13 protein-coding genes are annotated in these 21,889 nt (G+C 76.3%); 7 read left to right on the top strand and 6 right to left on the bottom strand.

Annotation, left to right across the window (positions count from 1 at the left end):
• Positions 1-106: 106 nt before the first annotated feature.
• From ACFXAM_RS04695 to ACFXAM_RS04680, 4 genes are all read right to left on the bottom strand, one after another.
• Entirely contained in the window at positions 107-1,153 is a 1,047-nt protein-coding gene (locus ACFXAM_RS04695) for a hypothetical protein (RefSeq protein ID WP_380287541.1), read from the bottom strand.
• On the bottom strand, positions 1,150-2,427 hold the full coding sequence (locus tag ACFXAM_RS04690; protein ID WP_380287540.1) for a hypothetical protein: 1,278 nt from the start codon (positions 2,425-2,427) through the stop codon (positions 1,150-1,152). The genes ACFXAM_RS04695 and ACFXAM_RS04690 overlap by 4 nt, the downstream gene beginning before the upstream one ends.
• Positions 2,428-2,431: 4 nt before the next feature.
• The gene (locus ACFXAM_RS04685) at positions 2,432-8,530 is read right to left on the bottom strand and encodes a tetratricopeptide repeat protein (protein ID WP_380287539.1); all 6,099 of its coding nucleotides are present in this window, start codon (positions 8,528-8,530) and stop codon (positions 2,432-2,434) included.
• Positions 8,531-9,013: 483 nt separating this feature from the next.
• Positions 9,014-10,882: a CocE/NonD family hydrolase gene (locus tag ACFXAM_RS04680; protein ID WP_380287538.1), complete on the bottom strand. Its 1,869-nt coding sequence runs from the start codon at positions 10,880-10,882 to the stop codon at positions 9,014-9,016.
• 322 nt (positions 10,883-11,204) lie between these two features.
• On the opposite strand from ACFXAM_RS04680, the gene ACFXAM_RS04675 reads away from it, so the two are divergent.
• The 7 genes from ACFXAM_RS04675 (at position 11,205) to ACFXAM_RS04645 (ending at position 19,809) form a co-directional block, all read left to right on the top strand.
• On the top strand, positions 11,205-12,068 hold the full coding sequence (locus tag ACFXAM_RS04675; RefSeq protein WP_380287537.1) for an S-adenosyl-l-methionine hydroxide adenosyltransferase family protein: 864 nt from the start codon (positions 11,205-11,207) through the stop codon (positions 12,066-12,068).
• A gap of 7 nt (positions 12,069-12,075) precedes the next feature.
• A complete protein-coding gene (locus tag ACFXAM_RS04670; RefSeq protein WP_380287536.1) occupies positions 12,076-13,095 on the top strand; it encodes a DMT family transporter in 1,020 nt (339 codons plus the stop codon).
• Positions 13,092-14,063 carry a quinone oxidoreductase family protein gene (locus ACFXAM_RS04665; protein WP_380287535.1) on the top strand — a complete coding sequence of 324 codons (972 nt, stop codon included), beginning with the start codon at positions 13,092-13,094 and terminating at the stop codon, positions 14,061-14,063. The genes ACFXAM_RS04670 and ACFXAM_RS04665 overlap by 4 nt, the downstream gene beginning before the upstream one ends.
• Before the next feature lie 149 nt (positions 14,064-14,212).
• A complete protein-coding gene (locus ACFXAM_RS04660; RefSeq protein WP_380287534.1) occupies positions 14,213-16,225 on the top strand; it encodes an FAD/NAD(P)-binding protein in 2,013 nt (670 codons plus the stop codon).
• 347 nt (positions 16,226-16,572) lie between these two features.
• A complete protein-coding gene (locus ACFXAM_RS04655) occupies positions 16,573-18,441 on the top strand; it encodes an amidohydrolase (RefSeq protein ID WP_380287557.1) in 1,869 nt (622 codons plus the stop codon).
• Between the two features lie 134 nt (positions 18,442-18,575).
• On the top strand, positions 18,576-19,100 hold the full coding sequence (locus tag ACFXAM_RS04650; RefSeq protein WP_380287533.1) for a DoxX family protein: 525 nt from the start codon (positions 18,576-18,578) through the stop codon (positions 19,098-19,100).
• Positions 19,081-19,809, top strand: coding sequence for a YoaK family protein (locus tag ACFXAM_RS04645; protein ID WP_380287532.1), 729 nt, complete (start codon positions 19,081-19,083; stop codon positions 19,807-19,809). Before ACFXAM_RS04650 ends, ACFXAM_RS04645 begins: the two co-directional genes overlap by 20 nt.
• A gap of 56 nt (positions 19,810-19,865) precedes the next feature.
• Here the strand turns inward: ACFXAM_RS04645 and ACFXAM_RS04640 are convergent, their stop codons facing one another.
• Together ACFXAM_RS04640 and ACFXAM_RS04635 are read right to left on the bottom strand one after the other, a co-directional pair.
• Positions 19,866-20,864 (bottom strand): alpha/beta hydrolase, encoded by a 999-nt coding sequence (locus tag ACFXAM_RS04640; protein ID WP_380287531.1) that lies wholly within the window; start codon positions 20,862-20,864, stop codon positions 19,866-19,868.
• Between the two features lie 38 nt (positions 20,865-20,902).
• On the bottom strand, positions 20,903-21,880 hold the full coding sequence (locus tag ACFXAM_RS04635) for a helix-turn-helix domain-containing protein (protein ID WP_380287530.1): 978 nt from the start codon (positions 21,878-21,880) through the stop codon (positions 20,903-20,905).
• Positions 21,881-21,889 lie beyond the last annotated feature (9 nt).

The following is a 21,889-nucleotide window of genomic DNA, read 5'->3' as shown; positions in this document are numbered from 1 at the left end:
CGGGGGGCGTCACGATGCCGGCGGACAGGTGATCATCAGATGAGGACCGCGGCCGAATCGGGCAATCGGACGATAGCGCCGACGGCCGGCCCGACGGCGCGCCGGCTCACCGGGAGTAGGCCGCCAGGCTCAGCAGGAGGTGGGCCGACTCCGGGTGCTGGAAGTCGGAGTGCGCGCCCGCCGGTGCCAGTCTGCGCCCCGCCGCGCTCCCCCGGAACACCCTGCCCGCGTCGACGTTGACGATCGGGTGGTCCAGCACCCGCTTCGGGTACGGCGTGTGCGTGGCGAGCAGCGTGGTCGAGAACTGCCGGACCGGCGCCGTCCCCACCCCCGAGTGCCCGATCCCCGGCTGCCCCTCGGCCCGCAGGTGCCAGAAGCCGGTCGCCCGGTCCCAGCGCGAGTGCGTCAGCACCAGCGGCCCGCGCAACGGCGCGCCCGGCCGGGCCGGCCGCCCCTCCGGCCGCTCCGGTGCCCGGAACAGCCGCGGGAACAACCGGTCGAAGGCGTCCCGCGGCGCGGCCATCTGGAACACCAGCGCGCTGTCCACCGTGAACGGCCGCGCCGGATCCGTCCGCCCGCTCCACCCCAGCACCCGCGGCCCGGCCGCCGGGCGCTCGGCCGCCCACTGCACGGCCTCGCACAGGAACCGGCCGCCGAAGGAGTGCCCCACCAGGTGCAGGTACTGCCCCGAACGGTTCGCCAGCACCTCCGGGGCGTCCGGCCGCCCGCGGGTCGCGTCCAGGTAGCCGAGCAGGTGCCCGATCACGAACCCCGCCTGCCCGCGCCCCGGCCCGCTCATCGCGTGCGCCCGGTCCCGGATCCGCCGGTACCCGGCCGGCGAGGGCAGGCTCGACGACGGCCAGCGCACCACCACGCACCACGGCCGGTACCCGCGCCCCGTCAGCCCCGGGTACGCCGCCGGCGCCGTCCGCGCCAGGTCGACGGCCCGCGCGATCAGGGCGTCCGCCGCCCGCCCGGCCGCCTGCGCGCCGGTCTGCCAGCCGTGCACGTACACGTACAGGTCGGTCGCCCGCTCCGGCACCTTCAGATGGCGGGCCAGGTGCTCGGCCACCCGGGCCTCCGGCACCGGCGTGCGGGTGCCCGGCACGAGCAGTCGTCCGTCCTCGTCGAGGTCCACCACGGCATGGGTCACGGCGTCAGCTCCAGCATGCTGTCAATCCCGCAGTGCAGGGAATAGGTGAGGGCGAGCGGATTGCGGTGGACGTCGGCGAAGCGGCGGGCCAGCCACCAGGTGATCTCGCCCGCCGTGGCCTGTCCCGAGAGGTACAGGTCGAGGAAGGCGAAGGCGTACTCCGCCCCGAACACCTGCGGGATCTCGATCTGGGGCCCGAGCACGCCGCTGGCCCCGAGTTCCACGAGCGCCCGGCCGAGGTGTTCCAGCTCGGCCTCGGCCGACTGCCCGGCGAAGCAGGCGTTCAGCAGCACGAACGGCCGGAACAGGGCTTCGGGCACGTCCTGGTGGTTCCGGCGCAGCCGGCGGACCAGGTCCGCGTCGATGTCCCGCGGATCCGAGAGCCGCACGCTCAGCTGGGTGTAGAAGGAACCGTTGGCGACGAACTGGCCGTGGCACCAGAAGTACATGAGGTCCTCGTCGAGCACCGCCCCGGAGAAGGCCTCCAGGAAGCGCGTCGACTCGGTGCGGACGGTCAGCTCCGTCCGCTCCTCCAGCAGCTTGCGCACCTCCGGCGCCCGGCCGACCGACTCCAGGGCGCTGTCGGTGTTGAGGCTGGTCACCGCGCGGGTCCGGGGCGGGTAGGACGCCTGGGCCCGGGGGTAGGCGGCCCCGGTCTGCTCGATCTGGTGCCGGTAGCCGAGGAAGTCCTGCCACGGCTCCCCCTGGCCGACCGTCACGGCCATCATCGGCCAGGGCAGATGGAGGTCGGAGTCGAAGCTGACCCGCAGCGGCCCCTCCTCGGTGAGCGTCCCGGTGAGGAACGCCCGCAGCTCGCCGAGATCGCGCCCCGGCCCGGCGAGCATCTCGTCGAAGGCAAACCGCCCCTCCTCCAGGAGCTCCTCGGTCCGGCTCCGGGCCAGCGGGCTCCACTCGGACAGGTCGACGGCCGACGCGAACGGGTAGCCCAGCGGCATCCCGTCCTCGTCCAGCACCGGGTACTCGACCAGCTGCTCCTTCCAGGCCCGCCGTATCCGCGCGCCCAGCTGGAGCAGCCGGCCCGCGGAGACGTCCAGGTACGCGTGGTGACCGCGGGTCAGCGGCTCCCGGACGCCCGCCCGGTTGACCGCCATGTGCAGCAGGTCGGCGGTGCCGTGGCGGCGCAGGGAGACCTTCAGGTCCAGCGGCTCCGCCCGCCGCGGGCCCGGCCGGTCGACGGGCCCGCCCTGGCGCGGCAGCACCGTGTAGTCGGCGGAGGGGTTCTGCCGGATCTCGACGACGAGGTCCCGGGGCACGTGGCTACTCCTGCTCCTGTCCGTGTTCCTCGCCGTCGGCCGCCGCAGCGACGTCGACGACGGCCACCAAGTCCTGCAGCGCGACTCCGAACCCCCGGTCGAAGAGGGTGAACCGGACCCGGTGCGGCCCCGGCACGGCCGGGGTCAGGGCGAACGCGGCCGGCCCGCCCGAGGGGAGGTAGTCGGCGACGGGCGGTTCGATCACCGCGTCGGAGAGCGGCGCGGCCACCAGGTGCAGCTCCGGCAGCCGGGCCGGATCGGCCCCGGCCTGGTCACCGGCCGCCTCCAGCCGCAGGCTCAGCCGGGCCGGGACGCCCACCTCGGGCTCGTCGAGCAGGGTGATCCGGGGCCGCCACGCCACCGGGACGGCGGGCGCGACGGGCACCGCGGACCGCTCCGGCCGGGGGCGCGGGGCGCACGCCGTACCGGGGGGAGGCTCCGGGGCCGCGGGGGCGGGCGGCAGTTCGGCGACCGGTCCGGCGTGCGCCCCGCCCGCCGTCAGGGCCGCCGGCCCCTCCCGGCTCTCGGCCGCGAGCGGGTGCTCCGGTCCCATCAGCGCGTCGCGTCCCGCGCAGGTGGCGAGCAGCAGCTCCCGCGCCGCTCCGGTGCGACCGCTCGCCGCCAGCGCCCGGGCGAGGCCGGCCATCAGCGTGGGCAGCGGCGGGGCGTCGCCGGTCCGGCGGCTGCCGACGGCCACCGTCGGCTGGTCGCCCGTCCGGTGTCCCGCCGCGAGCAGCGCGGCGGCGCCCGCGAGGGGCGGCTCGGGCCACAGCCCGGAGTCCGCGACCACGGTGTCGTAGGTCCGCACCGCCCCGGTGTGGTCACCCGCCAGGTGCCGGGCGAACGCGAGGTCCTGACGCACCCGCAGGGTCAGCGGGTGCCCCGGGCCGCGGCTCTCCACGCACTCCTCGACGAGCACCCCCAGCAGCACCACCGCGCGGAACGGCCGCTCGCCGAGGGCCAGCAGCAGGGCGTGGGCCGCCCGGGTCTCCACCGCCTCCGGGTGCGCCGCGCCCAGCATCCGCGCCGCCCGGTCGGCCAGCGGGGCCAGCACGGTCACGGCCGCGGCGGGGTCGCCGGCCAGCCGGAGGGCGTGGGCGAGGCGCCGCCCGACCGGGAAGAGCCCGGGGTGGCCGGGGCCCAGCACCCGCTCCCAGTCGGCCAGCAGCGCGGTCAGCGCGTCCCCCGCCGCGCCGTGCTCCCCCGCGTCCCGCAGGGTGACCGCGAGGTCCGAGCGGGCCTGCAGCACGACCGGATGCTCCGGGCCGAGGGCGCCCGCCGCCACGGTGACCAGCTCCCGGTAGCGGGCCACCGCCTCCGGGTACCGCCCGGCCAGGCGCAGGTTGAGCGCGACGTTGTCCAGGGCGTCCAGCGTGGCCGGATGGCCCGGCCCGCGCAGCCGGGCGAGGTCGGCCCGGACGGACTCGTAGACCTCGGCGGCCGCGGCGTGCTCCCAGCCCCACCGCAGGGCGTGGCCCAGGTTGGCCCGGTCGGTGAGGGTGTCCGGGTGTTCCGGTCCGCACAGCCGGGTGGTGTCGTCCACCAGGAGCTCGCGCTCGCGCACCGCACTGCGGTACCGGCCCGCCTGGCGGTGGCCGACGCCCCGGTGACGGCGTTCGGCGAGCGTGCCGGGGTGGTCCGGGCCCTGGATCCGGGCCCGGTCCGCGACCAGGGCCTCGTAGAGCCCGGCGGCCGCACGGTGCTCACCGCAGTCCCGGCGGAGGGCCACCACCCAGGAGCGCGCGTCCAGCGTGTCGGGGTGTTCGGCCCCCTGGATCCGGGCCCGGTCCGCGGCCAGGGCCTCCCTCGCGGCGAGCGCCTCGCGGACCCTGCCGAGGCGTCCGAGACTGTACGCCACGCCGGACCGGGTCCCGAGGGTGTCGAGGTGGTCGGGTCCCTGGACGCGGAGCCGGTCACGCAGCAGCGCCTCATGGGCTTCCCACGCCTCCCGGTGGCTCCCCGCCTGGCCCAGGGCCCAGGCCCGCTGCGCGCGCTCGTCGAGCGTGTCGCCGTGGTCGGGGCCCTGGATCCGGATCCGGTCCTCCAGAAGGGCCGCGTACCCCGCGAGCGCCTCGCGGGAGCGGCCGGCGAGAAGGAGCGCGTGGAACAGCGCGGACCGGTCCTCCAGGGTCAGCGGGTGATCCGTCCCGTTGATCCTGATCCGGTCCCGCAGCAGCTCCTCGTGGAGCTCCGCCGCGCGGGCCGGCTCACCGGCGTCCTGGTGGGCCCAGGCCAGTCCGTACCTCGCGAGGAGGGTCGCGGGCCGGTCGGCGCCGGTCACCCGGATCCGGTCCGCGACCACGGCCCGGTGGTGCTCCAGCGCCCGGCCGTACGCGCCGGCCTTCCGGTACGCCAGGGCGAGACTCCACCGGGCGGCCAGCGTCTCCTCGTGATCGGCTCCCCTCGCCCGCTCCCAGTCGGCCGCCAGTTCTTCCAGGAGGGCCGTCGCACGATGGTGGTCACCCGCGTCCGCGCAGGCCCGCGCCAGTGAACGGCGCGTCCAGAACGTCCTGGGATGGCCCGCCGGCAGCGCCCGGGCGCAGTCGGCGAGCAGTCGCTCGTAGAGTTCCCGGGCTCGCCGGTGATCGCCCCGCGCACGGGCCACCTCGGCCTGCTCCGAACGGGTGCCGAGCGTCGCGGGGTGGTCCGCGCCCTGCACCCGCACGTGGTCCGCCACCAGCAGGTCGTAGAGCTCGGCCGCCCGATCGGCCCGACCGGTCAGGTGGCAGGCCCACGCGAGCCATTCCCGCGTGTTCAGCGTCGTCGGATGGTCCGCCCCCTGGAGCCGGGTCCGATCGGCCAGGAGCGCCTCGAACAGGCCGACCATCCGGCCGTCCCCCGCCGCCGCGCACGCCGAGCCCAGGCCGAACCGGGCGTTCAGCGTGTCCGGGTGGTCCGCGCCGCGCAGACGGGTCTGATCGGCGGTCAACGCCTCGAAGTGCTCGATCGCTTCGCGGTGCCGGCCGGCGCCCTGGAGGGCGAGGCCCAGGTTCCAGCGCGTGCCGAGCACGTCCGGGTGGGCCGGCCCCAGCGTCCGTGTGCGGTGCTCGACGAGTGACTGATGGGCGTCCACGGCGCGCCCGTGGTCCCCGGCGTTCGCGAGCGCCTGGGCCACATCGGCCCGGGCGCCGAGCGTCCGGGGGTGGTCCGGACCGTGCAGACGCTCCCGGTCCGCCAGCAGGGCCTCCCGGAGTTCGAGGGCCCGCCCGTACTCGGCCGCGTCGCCGCAGGTCCAGGCCAGCCCGGCACGCGCGGCCAGGGTTTCGGGGTGGTCCGCGCCCGAGACCCGCAGCCGGTCGGCGCAGAGGGCCTCGTAGAGGGCGATCGCCCGGCGGTGCTGCCCGGCCGAGCGGCACGCCCAGGCCTGCCACCACCGCGTGTCGAGCGTCTTGGGGTGGTCGGCGCCGTGGAGCCGGGTGCGGTCGGCCGTCAGCACCTCGAACAGGGCGGTCGCCCGGTCGTGCCGACCGGCGTTGGAGCAGAGCCAGGCCAGCGTCCACCGCACTTCCAGGGTGTCGGGGTGGTCCGCCCCCTGTTCCCGCGTCCGGTCCGCGACCAGGAGCCCGGCGAGCCCGACCGCCCGGTCGTCCTGTCCCGCCAGCTGGCAGGCGCGGACCAGACGCTCCCGCTCCGCCAGGGTGTCCGGGTGGTGCGGTCCCTGGACGCGCAGCCGGTCCTCGACGAGGCGCTCGCGGTCGGACAGCTCCTCCCTGGGCGCGCCGACGGCCCGTCGGGCGAGCGCCAGGTCCGAACGGGCCTCCAGGGTGTCCAGGTGGTCCGGACCCTGGATCCGCACGCGGTCCCGGACCACGTCCTCGTGGACGGCCATCGCCCGGCCGTGCTCGCCGACGGTCGTATGGGCCCAGGCCAGCCCGGAACGCGCGTCGAGGGTCTCCGGGTGGTCCGGGCCGAGCACCCGGGTGTAGTCGGCCAGCAGCGCCGCCACCTCGGCCACCAGGTCCGTGAGGTCCCCCGCCTCGCCCCGCGCCGTCACCAGCCCGGCCCGGGCCTCCAGGGTCTGCACGTGGTCCGCGCCCTGGGCCCGGGTGCGGTCGCGGACGACCGCCGCGTACCCGGCGACCGCCGCCGGGTGGTCGCCCGCCTCCTCGTGGGCGTCGGCGAGCCAGCCGCGGCTGGTGAGCGTGTCGGGGTGGTCGGCGCCCAGCACCCGGGCCCGGTCCGCGACGGCCTGCGCGTAGAGCTCCAGGGCGAGCCGGTGCTCGCCCGCGCTGAGCTGGGCGTAGGCGAGGCTGTTGCGGTTGGCCAGGGTGTCCTCGTGGTCCGCGCCCAGCTCCCGCACCAGGCACTCGTGCAGCTCCTCGAACTCGCCCACCGCCTCGCGGTGGTGGCCGGCGAGCTGGAGCGCGTACGCCAGGCCGCCGCGCGCGGCCAGGGTCTCCCGGTGCGCGGCGCCGAGCACCCGGGTCCGCTCCGCCACCACGGTCCGGAACTCCTCGACCGCGCGCCGGTGGTCGCCGGCCTTGCGGCGGGCGTGGGCCAGCGAGAAGCGGTCGGCGAGGACGGCGGGGTGGTCCGGCCCCTGCACCCGGGAGCGGTCGGCCACCACCGCCTCGCACAGCTCCACGGCCCTGACCGGGTCGCCCACCCGGGCGTGGAGTTCGGCCAGCCGGCCCCGGGAGGCGAGCGTGTCGAGGTGGTCCGGGCCGAGCAGCCGGCGCTGTCCCTCCACCACCGCCGTCACCAGCGGGATCACGAAGACCCGCTGCTCCGGCGCGGCGAGTTCGGCCGCGGCCAGCCGGTAGAGGTCGACCGTCTCCGGGGTGGGGTCCGGCGAGGTGCGGCCGGCCGTCGTCAGCTCCCGCACGTGCGGCAGCAGGGCCCGGCGGACCGCCTGGTCCGCCTGCGGCCAGAGCCGTGCCACCGCGCCGGCGAGGTTGCGTTCCGCCCGCGCCCACACCCTCCGGTCCTCGTCGCCGGCCCGCAGGGTGCTGCGCAGCAGGCGGTGGACGGCCACCGTGCGCGGGCCGAGGGTGACGAGGCTGTAGTCGGCCAGCACCTTCAGGGCGGTGTCCACCTCGTCCGGGCGCCGGGAGCCGAACGGCAGCAGCGCCTCGCGCGGCAGCGCCTCGGGCGCGTACCAGGCCAGCGTGCGCAGCAGCTCGACGGCGAACGGGGCGGTCTCCTGGACGGTGCGCAGCGTGGTGCGCCAGAGCCGGGACACCGTGTCGAGGGCGCTCGGCATGGCGCCGGACGTCGACGGCGCCACGGTGCGCAGCAGCTCCCGGAAGGCGCGGAAGGTGGTTCCGGTCTGCCGGATGTGGGCGCCGGCCTGGGCGAGCGCGATCGGCAGGTGGCCGAGTTCGTCGGCGAGGGCCCGGGCCTCGTCGCACTCGGACGCGTCGATCGCCCCGTCGGTCTCCTCGCCGCGCCCGGCGGCCCGGTGCAGCAGCCGGACGGCGAGCGGGGCGTCGAGCACGTCGATGCGGATCGGCCGCATGCCCTCGTGCCAGCCGTCGGCGCGGCGGCTGGTGACCAGGTGGTGCCCGCGTCCGAGCAGCCTTCCCAGATAGGGCGTCAGGTGGACCGGGTCCTCGACGTTGTCGAACACCAGCAGCCACCGCTCGTGCGCCCGGAGCCAGGCCAGCGCCCAGGCGACCTGCCGGTTGGGCGACTCGGCGAGCGCCCAGTCCCGGTGCAGGTGGACGGCGAGGTCGGCGAAGGCCTCGGCGAGCTGCTCGGGCGACTCGGCGGTGATCCACCACACCAGGTCGTAGTCGTCCAGGTGCGCGTAGGCGTAGTGCAGGGCCAGGGCGGTCTTCCCGACGCCGCCGAGCCCGTGCAGGGTCGTCGCCTGGGTGACGAGTCCTCCGCCGCCGTCCAGTGCGGCGCCGACCGCCGCCAACGCGTCGGTGCGGCCGACCAGTTCGGCGGTCGGGGCGGGCGGGAGGCGGTGCGATCCGGCCGGGGCCGCGGTGCGCCGGGCGGCCGTTTCCTCCTCGGCGGTGAGCACGACCGTCCGCTGCTCGGTGTGCGGGTTGCCTCCGCCGGCCACCGGCGAGGCCTTCTGGGGGCGCTGGGCGAAGGGCTCCTGCTCCGGCATTCCCGCGTCCGGACGGGCGTTCACCGTCATGGACATACTCATGGCCATGTCCCACCCCCCGGGTCGTCCGACTGCCCGACCGACCGTAGCCGCCCGGTGGCGTGTTGTCCCCGTCTTCGGCCGATTGCGGCGATCGGTGTCGCAACGGTGACCTTCCGGCGGCGATGCCCTTCCGGCCGCACGGCCCCGCCGCACGCGTGCGCGACGGGCGAACGGTCGTGCCGCCGGGGGGGGTCGTCCACCGAATGGGGCGGCCGGCGCGGACCCGCCCGCCCCACCCGGCTCGCTGGTCATGCCCGCTCGCAGGCGGGCGGGCGGGCGCCGCCCGTCCCTCCACCGCGAGCGGGTGGCCGTCCGCGAACCCGGCCTCCCGGCCTGCGCGGAAGCCGACCATCGGGCCGCAGCCAATCACGCCGCGGCGCCCACCCGCAACTTGCCGGCCGCGGTGTCGGACGATCTGTCATATGCGTGTCGTTCCTTCGGTGTTCGCCGCCGAGTCGGTGCCTGCCCGCCTCGGGCGCCTCCTCAGCCGACCACGGGGAGGTCGAGGTACGACGCGCTGATGCCGCCGTGGGTGATCAGGTAGGCGGGGGTACCGGTGGCGGGGCGGGTTTCGAAGGAGGACGGGTTGGCGGGGGCGAGGGTGAGGCGGATCCGGTCGCCGGGGCGCAGCAGGACGGAGGTGGGCAGCAGGTCGATGGTGAGGCGCTGGGGGGTGTCCCGGGGGAAGGGGGTGGCGACGGGGGCGGCGTAGCTGCGGGGGGTGCGCAGACGGCGCCAGTCGGGGGCGGTGGAGGCGACGGCGCGGTCGGTGAGGGCGAGTTGGCCCTCGGTGAGGTAGGTGGAGCGGCCGTCCGGGGCGACGTGCTCCAGGTAGGCGTGGAGGGCGCCGTCGGCGGTGCCGGACAGGCCGGTGACGTCGAGGGTGACCCGGCCGAGGCCGGTGATGCGGGTGTCCCGGGTGACGGGCTCGCCCGTGTAGCCGAGCAGGGCGCGGTCGGCGGCGGCCCGGTCGGGGTAGCTGACCGGGTCGCCGGTCAGGTTGGTGTTCCAGCGGTCGAGCGCCCCGGTGCCGGGGACCGTGGCGGGGTCGGCGGACAGGAGGTCGGCGGCGGGGGTGGGCGAGGGCCGGGCGGCGAGGGTGCCGCCGGGGCCGAGGTGGAGGCGCCGGGTCCGGGTGCCGGGGACGGGCCAGCGGGTGGTGGTGCGCCAGGTGCCCTCGTTGAACGTGTAGTAGTGCAGCCGGCGGGTGCCGTCCGGGCGGCCGGGGTGTTTGACGTAGCGGTCGAAGAACGCGTAGGAGCGCTCGGCGAGTTCGCGGCGTTCGTCGCCGGTGAGCGGGCGGCTGGGGAGGAACGGGTCGGCGAGGTGGAGGCGGCCGTGGCTCCACGGGCCGATCCAGTCGTCCTGGGTGTTGGTGAGGCCCGCGAACTGGGAGAGCACGCCGTTCGCCGTGCCCGCGTCGAGCCAGCCGGCCTCGGTGAGGACGGGGACGCCGCCGGCGGAGATCGCGGCGGCGTGGTCGCCGACGCTGCCGGCCGTCCAGCTCTGCGCGCCGTCCGTCCAGTCGCGGTGGACGCCGGCGCGGCCCTGGTCGACCAGGTTGACGTTGGCGTCGTGTTCGGCGCGGGCGGCGGCGAGCAGGGCCGGTCCGTCGGGGCCGTCGACGGGCTTCGGCGAGGCGCCGGTGAGCCCGGCCTCGGCGCACAGCGCCCGGGTCTCCTCGTCGGTGTCGCAGGTGGTGCCGCCGGCCGCGTCGAGGATGCGCAGCAGCTGGGCGTAGGGGGCGAGCCGGGGCTCGATGAGCAGGCCGCCGGGGCGGACCAGGTCCTCGTAGGGGTCGAAGTCGTAGGAGAGCGGGATCGCGGCGGTGATGTGGGGGTTGCGCAGGCCGAGCGCGAGCATCGCGGTGTCGCCGCCGTAGGAGACGCCGGTGGTGCCGATCCGGCCGTTGGACCAGGGGCGGGCGGCGATCCAGTCGGCGAGGGCGCCGCTGTCGGCGATCAGGTCGGCGGCCAACTCGCCGCGCAGGGTGCCGAAGGAGGCGCCGGTGCCGCGCAGGTCGGCGAGGACGAGGGCGTAGCCGTGCTCGTTCCAGGCGGTGGCGCTGCCGTAGCGGGGGTCGTTCTCGATGCCGCCGGAGTGGGCCCGGGAGCGCCAGTAGCGCTCGGTCTCCAGGACGGTGGGCAGCCGGTCGCCGGCCCGGGTGCCGGCCGGGAGCCAGACGTCGACGGCGAGCCGGACGCCGTCGGGCATCGGCACGTACAGCGACTGCAGGCGGGGCAGCACGGGGCCGCGGCCGGCGGCCACCGCGGCCGGCGCCAGGGCGGTGCCGAGGACGGCGAGGACGGTCAGCAGCACGGCGAGCAGGGCGCGCCGGGGACGTGGTGGCATCCGGGACCTCCGGGGGCGGATGGGAGTCGGTGTCCCCATGGCTGCCCCGGCCCCCGACGGTTCATGCCCGGACCATTTCCGCCCGCGGCCCGGCGCGGCACGCCCGCCGGGCATATTCCGGCAAACGGGCGGTATCGTTCCACTTCTTCAAATTGACTTCATACAGCCGCAACAGCACAAGCTTTCTTCGCGGCCGACCGGATGCTAGCCTCACTTCAATCTCGGCCGTTTGAACCGTCCTTTACCCGGGCGATTCACCGCCGCAAAAATCCCGGACCGTCATGCACGCCACCCCGTTTCGGTAATCCTGAAAGGGTTCAGCATGTCCGCTCCCGCCAGCACCCCCGCCCCGTCCACCGGCCCCGGCCTGCTCGCCGCCCGGCCGATCGTCGGGCTGCTCACCGACTTCGGACTCGTCGACGACGCCGTCGGCATCTGCAAGGGCATGGTGCTCAGCATCGCCCCCCACGCCAACATCGTCGACGTCACGCACGACGTCACCCCGTTCGACATCTACGAGGCCGGCCTGTACATCCGCGACTCGTTCCGCTACTTCCCGGCGGACGCGGTCTTCGCCTGCGTCACCTTCCCGCACACCGGCGTCCAGGACAACGCGATCGGGCTGCGCACCCCCCAGGGGCACACCTACTTCGCCCCCAACAACGGCCTGCTGACCCGGATCGTCAAGGAGGCGGGCGTCGCCGAGGTCCGCCGGATCACCGCCGACAAGGTCCGCCGGCCCGTCATCGACCCGACGTTCTACGGGCGCGACATCGTGATTTCGGCGGCCGCGCACATCGCCAACGGAGTACCTTTCAGCGAAATCGGCGAGGAAATCGAGGCGGCCGACATCGTCCTTCTCGACGTCGCCCAGCCGGTCGTCGAGGGCGACTGGATAATCGGCGAGGTGGCGATTCTCGACAAGAACTACGGGAACGTCTGGACGAGCATCACCCGGGAATTCCTGGACGCCCGGGGCATCGCGTTCGACGCCGAGCTGGAGATCGAGATCGGCGGCACCCGGATCACCACCCCGCTGCGCCGCACCTTCGGCGAGACCGGCGAGGGCGAGCCGCTCGCCTACATCGCCAGCCGCGACCAGCTCGGACTCGCCCTCAACCAGGGCGACTTCGCCGCCCGGTACGGGGTCGAGCGCGGGCACGCGGTCCGCGTGAAGGCGCGCTGAGCCCACCGTGCGCACGCAGGGGTACGCGTTCGCGCTGCTGACCGCCGCCTTCTTCGGCGCCGGCGCCGTGCTGGCCAACCGGGTCACCCGCGAGATCGACCCGCTGCTGACCACCGAGCTCAACCTGTCGATCGGCGCCGTGCTGCTGGCCGGACGGCTTGCGGTGCGGCGCCGGCCGCTGGTCCCGTCCGGGCTCGGCGGGCGGGACTGGCTGCGGCTGGGCTTCGTCTCGGTGGTCGGCACCGGTCTCTCGCTCGCCCTGGTGATCAGCGGGCTGAGCCGGACCAGCCCGGTCAACGGCGGCTTCCTCATCCAGCTCCAGGGCCCGACGGCCGTGCTGGCCTCGGTGCTGCTGCTCGGCGACCGGCTGCGCGCACGGCAGTCGGCCGGGCTCGCGGTGACCCTGGCCGGCGGGGTGCTGGTGGTGCTGCGCGACCCCGGTGCGGGCTTCACCGGGGTCGGCAGCGGGGACGCGCTGGTGCTGGCGGGCGCGGTGCTGGCCGGTCTCGCCTTCCTGCCCGCCAAGGCCCTGATGGCCACGGTGCCGGCGCCGCTCCTGGCGCTGTGGCGGCTGGTCCCGGCGGCGGTGGTGCTGCTGCCGGTCCTGCTGCTGGCGCCCGGCCCGCTGCGCTGGCACCCGACGGCCGGCACCCTCGGCCTCCAACTCCTGCTCGCCGTCACCAACTTCTGCCTCGCCTACGTCACCCTGCACCTGGCGCTGGAGCGGCTGCGGCCGTGGGAGACCGCGAGCGTGCTCCAGCTGGAACCGGCCTTCACGGTGCTCGTCGCCCTGCTGGCGCTCGGCCTCGCGCCGACGGCGCTGCAACTGCTGGGCGGGGCACTGATGATCGGCGGCGGCCTGCTCGCCAACCGGCCCGCGCCGGCGACGGCGACGGCAGCACCACCGGCCGCACCACCGGCCGCGGCCCCGGCGCCCGCGCCGGCCCAAGACCCGGGCGGCGGCACCCCGCCGCCGCCCGTTCCCACCCGACCCGCCTACCAGAACAGCCGAGGTACCACCCCATGAAGGCGATCCGCGTCCACGCCCCCGGCGGCCCCGAGCAGCTCCAGGTCGACGACGTGCCGGTGACCGAACCCGCCGCGGGCGAGATCCGCATCCGCACCGAGGTCATCGGCGTCAACTACGTCGACGTCTACCACCGCCAGGGCGTCTTCCCGGTCGCCCTGCCCTTCGTCCCGGGCATGGACGCCGTCGGCACGGTCGACGCGGTCGGCCCCGGCGTCACCGAACTCGCCGTCGGCGACCGCGTCGCCTACGGCGAACTCCCGGGCGCCTACGCCGAGTTCGTCACCGTCCCGGTGCGGCTGGCGACCACCGTGCCGGACGGCCTGGACTCCGGCACGGCCGCCGCCGCGATGCTCCAGGGCCTCACCGCGCACTACCTGGCGCACGACTCGCACCCGGTCGCCAAGGGCCAGGTGGTCGTGGTGCACGCCGCCGCCGGCGGGGTCGGGCAGTTCCTGGTCCAGTTCGCCAAGCGGGCCGGGGCGTACGTCATCGGCACCGTCTCCACCGACGAGAAGGCCGCGCTGGTCCACGAGTTGGGCGCCGACGCGGTCGTCCGCTACGACCGGGAGAACTTCCGCGAGGCGGTCCGCCGGATCACCGACGGCGCGGGCGCCGACGCCGTCTACGACTCGGTCGGCAAGGACACCTTCGCCGACAGCCTCGACTCGCTGCGCCCGCGCGGCACCCTGGTCGTCTACGGCCGCGCCAGCGGCAAGCCCGACCCGATCGACCCGTTCACGCTGGTCCAGAAGGGCTCGCTGAAGCTCACCTGGCCCAGCCTCACCCACCACGTGCTCACCCGCGAGGAGTTCACCGCCCGCACCGGCGCGCTCTTCGCCGGACTGCTCGACGGCACCCTGCGGGCCAGGATCGACCGCACCTACGACTTCGCCGACGCCCCCGCCGCGCACGCCCGGCTGGAGGGCCGGCAGAGCCTCGGCAAGATCCTGCTGCGCCACCCGTAGCGTCCACGACCCGCACCGTCCACGACCCGCAACGCCCCCCGGCCGACGCCCCGCCGGACTCCGCCTTCGTCCGGCGGGGCGTCACTCCGACGAACGGCCCCGACGGCCCGAACGGCCCGCGGGGCCCGAAGCACGGGAGGACATCACCCATGGCTCCCCACTCCCCCGGCCCGACCACCGCCCGCCACCGCCGGATCGCCGTGGTCGGCGCCGGCCCGCGCGGCCTGTCCGTCCTCGAACGGCTGCTGGCCAACGAGCGCTCCCGCCCGTCGGCCGCCGCCCTCACCGTCCACCTCGTCGACCCCTACCCGCCCGGCGCCGGCCGGGTCTGGCGCACCAACCAGTCCCGGCTGCTGCTGATGAACACCGTGGCCTCCCAGGTCACCGTCTACACCGATCCGAGCGTCACCATCGACGGCCCGGTCGAGGAGGGCCCCAGCCTCTACGAATGGGCCAAGTCGGCCGTCCCGCAGGGCGCTCCGGGCGAGTACGACGAGCAGGTGCGGGCCGAGGCCCGCGCGCTCACCCCCGACACCTACCCGACCCGCGCCTTCTACGGCCGCTACCTGCGCGACGTCCACCGCCGGGTGCGCGCCACCGCCCCGGCCCACTGCCGGATCGTCGAGCACCGCACCCGCGCCGTGCGGCTGACCGACACCGACCCGCTGCCCGGCGCCGCCCAGGTGCTGGTCCTCGCCAACGGCCGCCGGATCGCCGACCTGGACGCGGTGGTGCTGGCACTCGGCCACCTGGCGACCGGCCCGACCGCCGCCGAACGCTCCCTGGCCCGCAGCGCCGCCACGCACGGCCTGGTCCACCTGCCGCCCGCCAACCCGGCCGACCTCGACCTCGCCGCCGTGCTGCCCGGCCGCCCGGTCCTGGTCCGCGGCCTCGGCCTCAACTTCTTCGACCACCTCGCCCTGCTCACCCGCGGACGCGGCGGCCGGTTCGCCGAGCGCGGCGGCCGGCTGGTCTACCACCCGTCCGGGCAGGAGCCGCTGATCCTCGCCGGCTCCCGGCGCGGCGTGCCGTACCACGCACGCGGCGAGAACGAGAAGGGCGCGCACGGCCGCCACCACCCCCGGCTGCTCACCGAGTCGTACGCGGCCCGGCTGCGCGAACGGGCCGCCGCCGGCGAGCCGGTGCGCTTCGCCCGCGACCTGTGGCCGCTGGTCGCCCGCGAGGTCGAGGCCGTCTACTACGCCGCCCTGCTCGCCGCCGCCGGCCGCCCGGAGGACGGCGAGCGGCTCGCCGAGGAGTACCTGGCCGCCCCCGGCCCCGGCCGCGCCACCGGCCTCCTCGACCGCTACGGGGTCCGCGCCGCACAGCGCTGGGACTGGAACGCGCTCGCCCACCCCTACGCGGGCCGGCGCTTCACCTCGCGCGCCGAGCACCGGGAGTGGATCGTCGAGCGCCTGGAGCGCGACGTGCGCGACGCCCGGGCCGGGAACGTCAACGGCCCGCTCAAGGCCGCCCTGGACGTGCTGCGCGACCTGCGCAACGAGATCCGGCTCGCCGTCGACCACGGCGGCATCGAGGGCTCCTCCTACCGCGACGACCTGGAGTCCTGGTACACCCCGCTGAACGCCTTCCTGTCCATCGGCCCGCCGGCCTCCCGGATCGACGAACTGCGCGCCCTGATCGAGGCCGGGGTGGTCGACCTGCTCGGCCCGGACGTGCGGATCACCCTCGACCCGCGCGGCGGCCGCCCCGCCTTCACCGCCCACTCCCCCGCGATCGACGCACCGCCGCTGCGCGCCGCCGTCCTGGTCGAGGCCCGGCTGCCCGAGCCCGACCTGCGGCGCACCGGCGACCGTCTGCTGCGCGGGCTGCTGGACGACGGGCAGGCCCGCACCTACCGGATCCCGGACGCCGCCGGTCCCGGGTACGAGACGGGCGGGCTGGCGGTCACCGAGCGCCCCTACCGCCTGCTGGACGCCGCCGGGCGGGCGCACCCGCGCCGCTTCGCCTACGGCGTCCCCACCGAGGCGGTGCACTGGGTCACCGCGGCCGGCATCCGCCCGGGCGTCAACTCGGTGACCCTGGGCGACTCCGACGCCATCGCCCGGGCCGTCCTCGCCCTGCGTCCGCTGCGCCCGGCCGTCACCGTCGTCCCCGCACCGCGCCGCCCCGCCCCCCGCACCCCGGTCCGCCCCGGCTGACCGGGCCGTGCCCCGCCCGGTCCCGGCCGGCGGCACGGCGATCGCGGCCCCGCCCTCCTCCGTCTCCCCCAGAGCGGAGGAGGGCGGGGCTTCGCCGTTCCCGGGCGGGCGCCGCCGGGGTGCGGCGGCGGGAGACGCGGCGACGGGAGACGCACCGGTGGAGGTGCGCTGGCGGGACGGTGACGGTGCGCTGTGGGCCAACTCGGCCCCGGGCGCCCGGCCTACCGTCGGGGAGTCGGTGGGAGGAGCGGGCCCGGCCCCCCGGGCCCGTTCGGCCGCCCACCCCGCCGCCGCCCGCTCCGGACGGCGGCCGCACCCCAGCACAGGAGGCTTTCGAGGTGTCTGTCATGCCGGTCGGCGGGATCGTCCCCCGCACGGGGGAGGACGCGGCCGCGAACGCCGCCGACGTCGTCGTCCGCAACGCGAAGATCCACACCGGGGACGCCCGCCGTCCGCAGGCCGGCGCCCTCGCGATCCGGGACGGCGTGATCACCGCCGTCGGGGACGACGCCGACGTCGCCCGGTTCGTCGGACCGTCCACCACCGTCGTCGACGCGCTCGGCCGGCGCGTGGTGCCCGGCCTCAACGACGCGCACCTGCACGTCATCCGGGGCGGCCTCAGCTACGTGCTGGAGCTGCGCTGGGACGGCGTGCGCTCGCTGCGCCAGGCGCTGGCGATGCTGCGCGAACAGGCCGCCCGCACGCCCCGGGGCCAGTGGGTGCGCGTGGTCGGCGGCTGGTCGGCCGAGCAGTTCGCCGAGCGCCGGCTGCCGACGCCCGCCGAACTGAACGAGGCCGCGCCGGACACCCCGGTGTTCGTCCTCCACCTCTACCAGTCGGCGATCCTCAACCGCGCCGCGCTGAAGGCCGTCGGCTACGACGCCACCACCCCCGACCCCAGGGGCGGCCAGATCGTCCGGGGCCGCAACGGCGAGCCCAACGGCATGCTGCTGGCCGCCCCCAGCGCCCTGGTCCTCTACTCCACCCTCGCCAAGGCCCCCGCCCTGCCGCCCGAGGACCGCAAGTCCTCCACCCGGCACTTCCTGCGCGAGCTGAACCGCTTCGGCCTGACCTCCGCGATCGACGCCGCCGGCGGGTTCCAGAACTTCCCGGAGAACTACGCGACGGTCACCGAACTCGCCCGGGAGGGCCTGCTCTCGCTGCGCATCGCCTACCACCTGTTCCCGCAGACCGGCGGGCAGGAGCTGGACGACCTCAAGCGCTGGATCGAGATGGTCCGCCCCGAGGACGGCGATGCGTGGCTGCGGCTCAACGGCGCCGGCGAGAACCTCACCTGGGCCGCCGCGGACTTCGAGAACTTCGCCGAGCCGCGCCCCGAACTCGGCTCCTACGAGGGCGAGTTCGAGAAGGCCGTCCGGCTGCTCATGGAGAACGGCTGGGGCTTCCGGCTGCACGCCACCTACGACGAGACGATCCGCCGCGACCTCGCCGTCTTCGAGAAGCTCGCCGCCGAGGGGCTCTTCCCGCAGGGCAACCGCTGGCTGTTCGACCACGCCGAGACCGTCTCCGGGGAGAGCCTGGACCGGATCGCCCGGCTCGGCGGCGCGCTCTCCGTGCAGAACCGCCTCTCCTTCCAGGGCGAGACCTTCACCCGCCGCTACGGCGTCGGCGCCGCCGCCGAGGCGCCGCCGATCCGCGCGATGCTGGACCGCGGCCTGAACGTCGCCGCCGGCACCGACGCCACCCGGGTCTCCTCCTACAACCCGTGGGTCGCCCTGCACTGGCTGGTCTCCGGCCGCACGGTCGGCGGCCTGGCGATGCGCCCGCCGCAGAACCGGGTGGACCGGGCGACCGCGCTCGCGATGTACACCTCGGCGGGCGCCGCCCTCACCGGCGAGCAGGACGTCAAGGGCGTGCTGCGGCCCGGGTACTACGGCGACCTCGCGGTGCTGTCCGCCGACTTCCTCACCGTGCCCGAGCCGGAGATCCCGGACATCGAGTCCGTGCTGACCGTCGTCGGCGGCCGGATCGTGCACGCCGCCGCCGAGTACGAGGGCCTGGACGAGGAGCTCCCGCCGGTCAGCCCCGCGTGGAGCCCGGTCGCCCGCTTCGGCGGCTACCAGTCCGCCGGCGCCCGCCAGGCGGAACTGCTCGGCGAGGTCGTCGCCGAGTCCGAGCTGCACCGCGCCTGGCGCGTCTCGCGCGGCCGGGACGTCGAGCGGGAGCTGCCGTTCGACCCCTGCTTCGTCCTCTGACGCCCCGCCGGCCCCGGCCCGCACACCGCGGGCCGGGGCCGGGGCCGGGGCCGGGGCGCCTTCGACCGACCACGGGCCGGCCACGCACCGGCCACGGACACCATGACCACGACCAGGGACAGGAACAGAACACGATGGATACCGGACTGCTGATCATCCGGGTGGTGGTGGGCCTGCTCATCGCCGGGCACGGCGTGCAGAAGGTGAGCCACCGCCTCGGCGGCAACGGCCTCGCCGGCGGGACCGCGGAGTTCCGGCACGACGGGTTCCGGGGCGGGACGCTCACCGCGCTCGCCGCGGGCGCCGGGCAGATCGGCTCGGGCCTGTTCCTGGCGCTGGGCGCGCTCACCCCGCTGGCGGCCATGGTCGCCATGGGCGTGATGACGGTGGCGATCACCGTCAAGGTGCCGCACGGGCTCTGGGTGCAGAACGACGGCTACGAGTACCCGCTGGTGCTGGTCGTGGTCACCGGCTCGCTCGCGCTCACCGGCGCGGGCCGCTGGTCCGTCGACCACGCCGTCGGACTGACCTCCTGGCCGCTCTGGCTGGTGCTCGCCGCCGTGGCGTCCGGGCCGGTCAGCGGCCTGCTCACGTGGGCCGTCCTGCACCGCGAGGATCCCACGGCGGGAGCGGCGGCCGGTGCGCGCGCTGCTGGCTGACGCCCTGCGGACGCTGGCCCCGCCGCGCACCGACCGGCACGGACCGCTGCCGCCGCTGATGCTGCTGCTGACGGTCACCACCGGGGTGGTCGACGCGGTCAGCTACCTCGCGCTCGGGCACGTGTTCGTGGCGAACATGACCGGCAACGTGGTCTTCCTGGGGTTCGCCCTCGCGGGCGCCCCGGGCCTGTCCGCCACCGCCTCGCTGGTGTCGCTGGCGGCCTTCCTGGCCGGCGCGCTCGCCGGCGGACGGCTGGCGGCCCGCCCGGCGGCCCACCGCGGGCGGCTGCTGGCCCTGGCCACCGGCGTCCAGAGCGTCCTCACGGCCGCGGCGGCGGTCACCGCCGCGGCCGTCGACGGCGGCGCCGCCCGGTACCCGCTGATCGTGCTGCTGGGCCTGGGCATGGGCCTGCAGAACGCCGTGGCCCGCCGGCTCGGCGTGCCCGACCTCACCACCACCGTGCTCACCCTCACCCTGACCGGCCTGGCCGCCGACTCCCCGGCGGCCGGGGGCACCGGGCCCCGCCCGGGCCGCCGGATCCTGTCGGCGCTCGCGATGCTGCTCGGCGGCCTGGCCGGGGCGGTCCTGGTCCTTCACGGCCGGCCGGCCCCCGCCCTGGCCCTGGCCACGCTGCTCCTGCTGGTCACCGCCCTGGCCGCCCGCCGGCTCTCCGCCCCGGACGCCCCCTGGGCGCCGCCGACGGCCTGAGCGGACGCCCCGACGCGGGCGCCCCGACGCGGGCGCCCGGGCCGGGGCGCCCGACGTCACCAGGCCCGGCGGTGCAGGGCGACGTGCACGGTGTCGACGACCTGGATCAGCGCGGCGCGCGCCGTCCCGGTCGGGCAGCACGCGTCGAGCAGCAGGAAGCCGTGCACGGTGCCCTGGTAGCGCGTCGCCACCACCGGCACCCCGGCCGCCCGCAGCCGCCCCGCGTAGGCCTCGCCCTCGTCGCGCAGCACATCGGCCTCGGCGGTGACCACCAGCGCCGGGGGCAGCCCGGCGAGCTGCTCCGGGGTGGCGCGCAGCGGTGCGGCGGTGGCCTCCCGGCGCCGCCGCTCGTCCGGCAGGTAGGCGTCCCAGTACCGGCGCATGTGGTCGCGGTGCAGGAAGTACCCGGTGGCGAAGCGGTGGTAGGACGGGGTGTCGAAGTCGGCGTCGGTCACCGGGCAGACCAGCACCTGCTGGACCAGCCGGACGTCCCCGCGCTCGCGGGCCAGCAGGGTCAGGGCCGCCACCAGATTGGCCCCCGCGGAGTCGCCGACGGCGGCCATCCGGTCCCCCGCCAGCCCGACCTCGTGGCCGTGCACCTGGATCCACCGCGCCACGGCGTGGCACTGCTCGACCGCCACCGGGTAGCGCGCGGCGGGCGCCCGCGCGTAGTCGACGAACACCACGGCGGCGTCGGCGCCCAGGGCGAACTCCCGGACCAGCCGGCGGTAGCCGGCGGCCTCGCCGGGCGACCAGCCGAGGCCGGGCAGGAACAGCACCACGGGGCACGGCTCGGCGGCGCCGGCCGGTCTGGTCACCTGGACGGACACCCGGCCGGTGGGGCCGCAGGGCAGGGCGAGCCACTCGGTGGTGGTCGCGTAGGGGTCGTCCGGGTCCGGGTCGCCCCCGCCGTCGGGCTCCCCGTCGGCGGCCAGCAGCGCGAGCAGCTCCGTCGGCTCCCCCGCCGGGCGGTCGGCCGCCCGGGCGGCCAGGAACTCCCGGAGCGCCCGGTCGAGCACCGGTCCGCGGTCGGGAAAGGGGGTGGGGTCGGACACTCTTCGCTCCTGGCTTCCGTTCGGTGGTGCGCGCCGGCTCATCGGCCGGTCCCTCCTCCTAACCCCCGCGCCCGCCATTCGCGCGGCGGCACGCCGTAGGCGGCGCGGAAGGCCCGGCTGAAGTGTGCCGGGTTGACGAAGCCCCAGCGCTGGGCGACGGCCGAGACCGTCGGTGCCGTGGGGCCGCGCCGGGTCAGCTCCCGGGCGCACGCCTCCAGACGGCGCTGCTGGATCAGCCTGCTCACCGTCACCCCTTCGCCCTCGAACAACCGGTGAAGGTACCGCACCGAGATGTGGTGGGCCTTCGCGATCGGCTCGGGCGCGAGCGCCGGATCGCCCAGGTGCCGTTCGATGTACTCCCGGATCCGGCGGACCAGGTGCGCGTTCGGGGTGTCCGGCCCGTCCGCCGCGCGGGTCAGGGTGAGCTGGGCGACCAGCGCGCTGAGCAGGTCGGCGACGCTGCCGGCCAGCCGGTCGCCGACCTGCGCGGGGTAGGAGTCCGCCGAGGCGGCGAGACCGCCGAGGAAGGACAGCAGGACCGGCCCGCAGCCGTCCGCGGGGCCGACGGCCGTCGCCGAGGCCCGCCGCAGGTCGCGCTCCGGCACGCCCAGCAGCCGGCGCGGCAGGTGGAAGAGGTGGGTGCGGAAGCGCTCGGGGTAGTCGAAGGCGTACGGGCGGGCGGTGTCGTACAGCACGAGCCCGCCGGCCGCCACCTCCGCCCGGCGCCCGTCCTGCTCCAGCACCGCCCGGCCCGACACCTGCAAACCGACCCCGACCTGCGGTTCACCGCGCGGGGCCCGGGCGATCAGCGCCGCCGTACGGGAGAACCGGGCGGCGTCCGCCTCCAGCGTGGAGACCCGCACGTAGCCGAGCCGGTGCGAGACCAGCTGCCCGTCGAACGGCCGCCCGGTGAGCGGGCGCAGCTCCACCGGCACCAGCGTCCGGGACACCGCCCCGCCCAGGTAGGCCGCCTTCTCGCCGTCCGGCACCACCGCGGTCGTCACCCGTACGCCCATCTGACCGCC

The organism is Kitasatospora sp. NPDC059462 (assembly GCF_042749955.1).
GTDB lineage: Bacteria > Actinomycetota > Actinomycetes > Streptomycetales > Streptomycetaceae > Kitasatospora.
The sequence above is the reverse complement of the archived record's forward strand: the minus strand, read 5'-3'. Positions and strand labels throughout refer to the sequence as shown.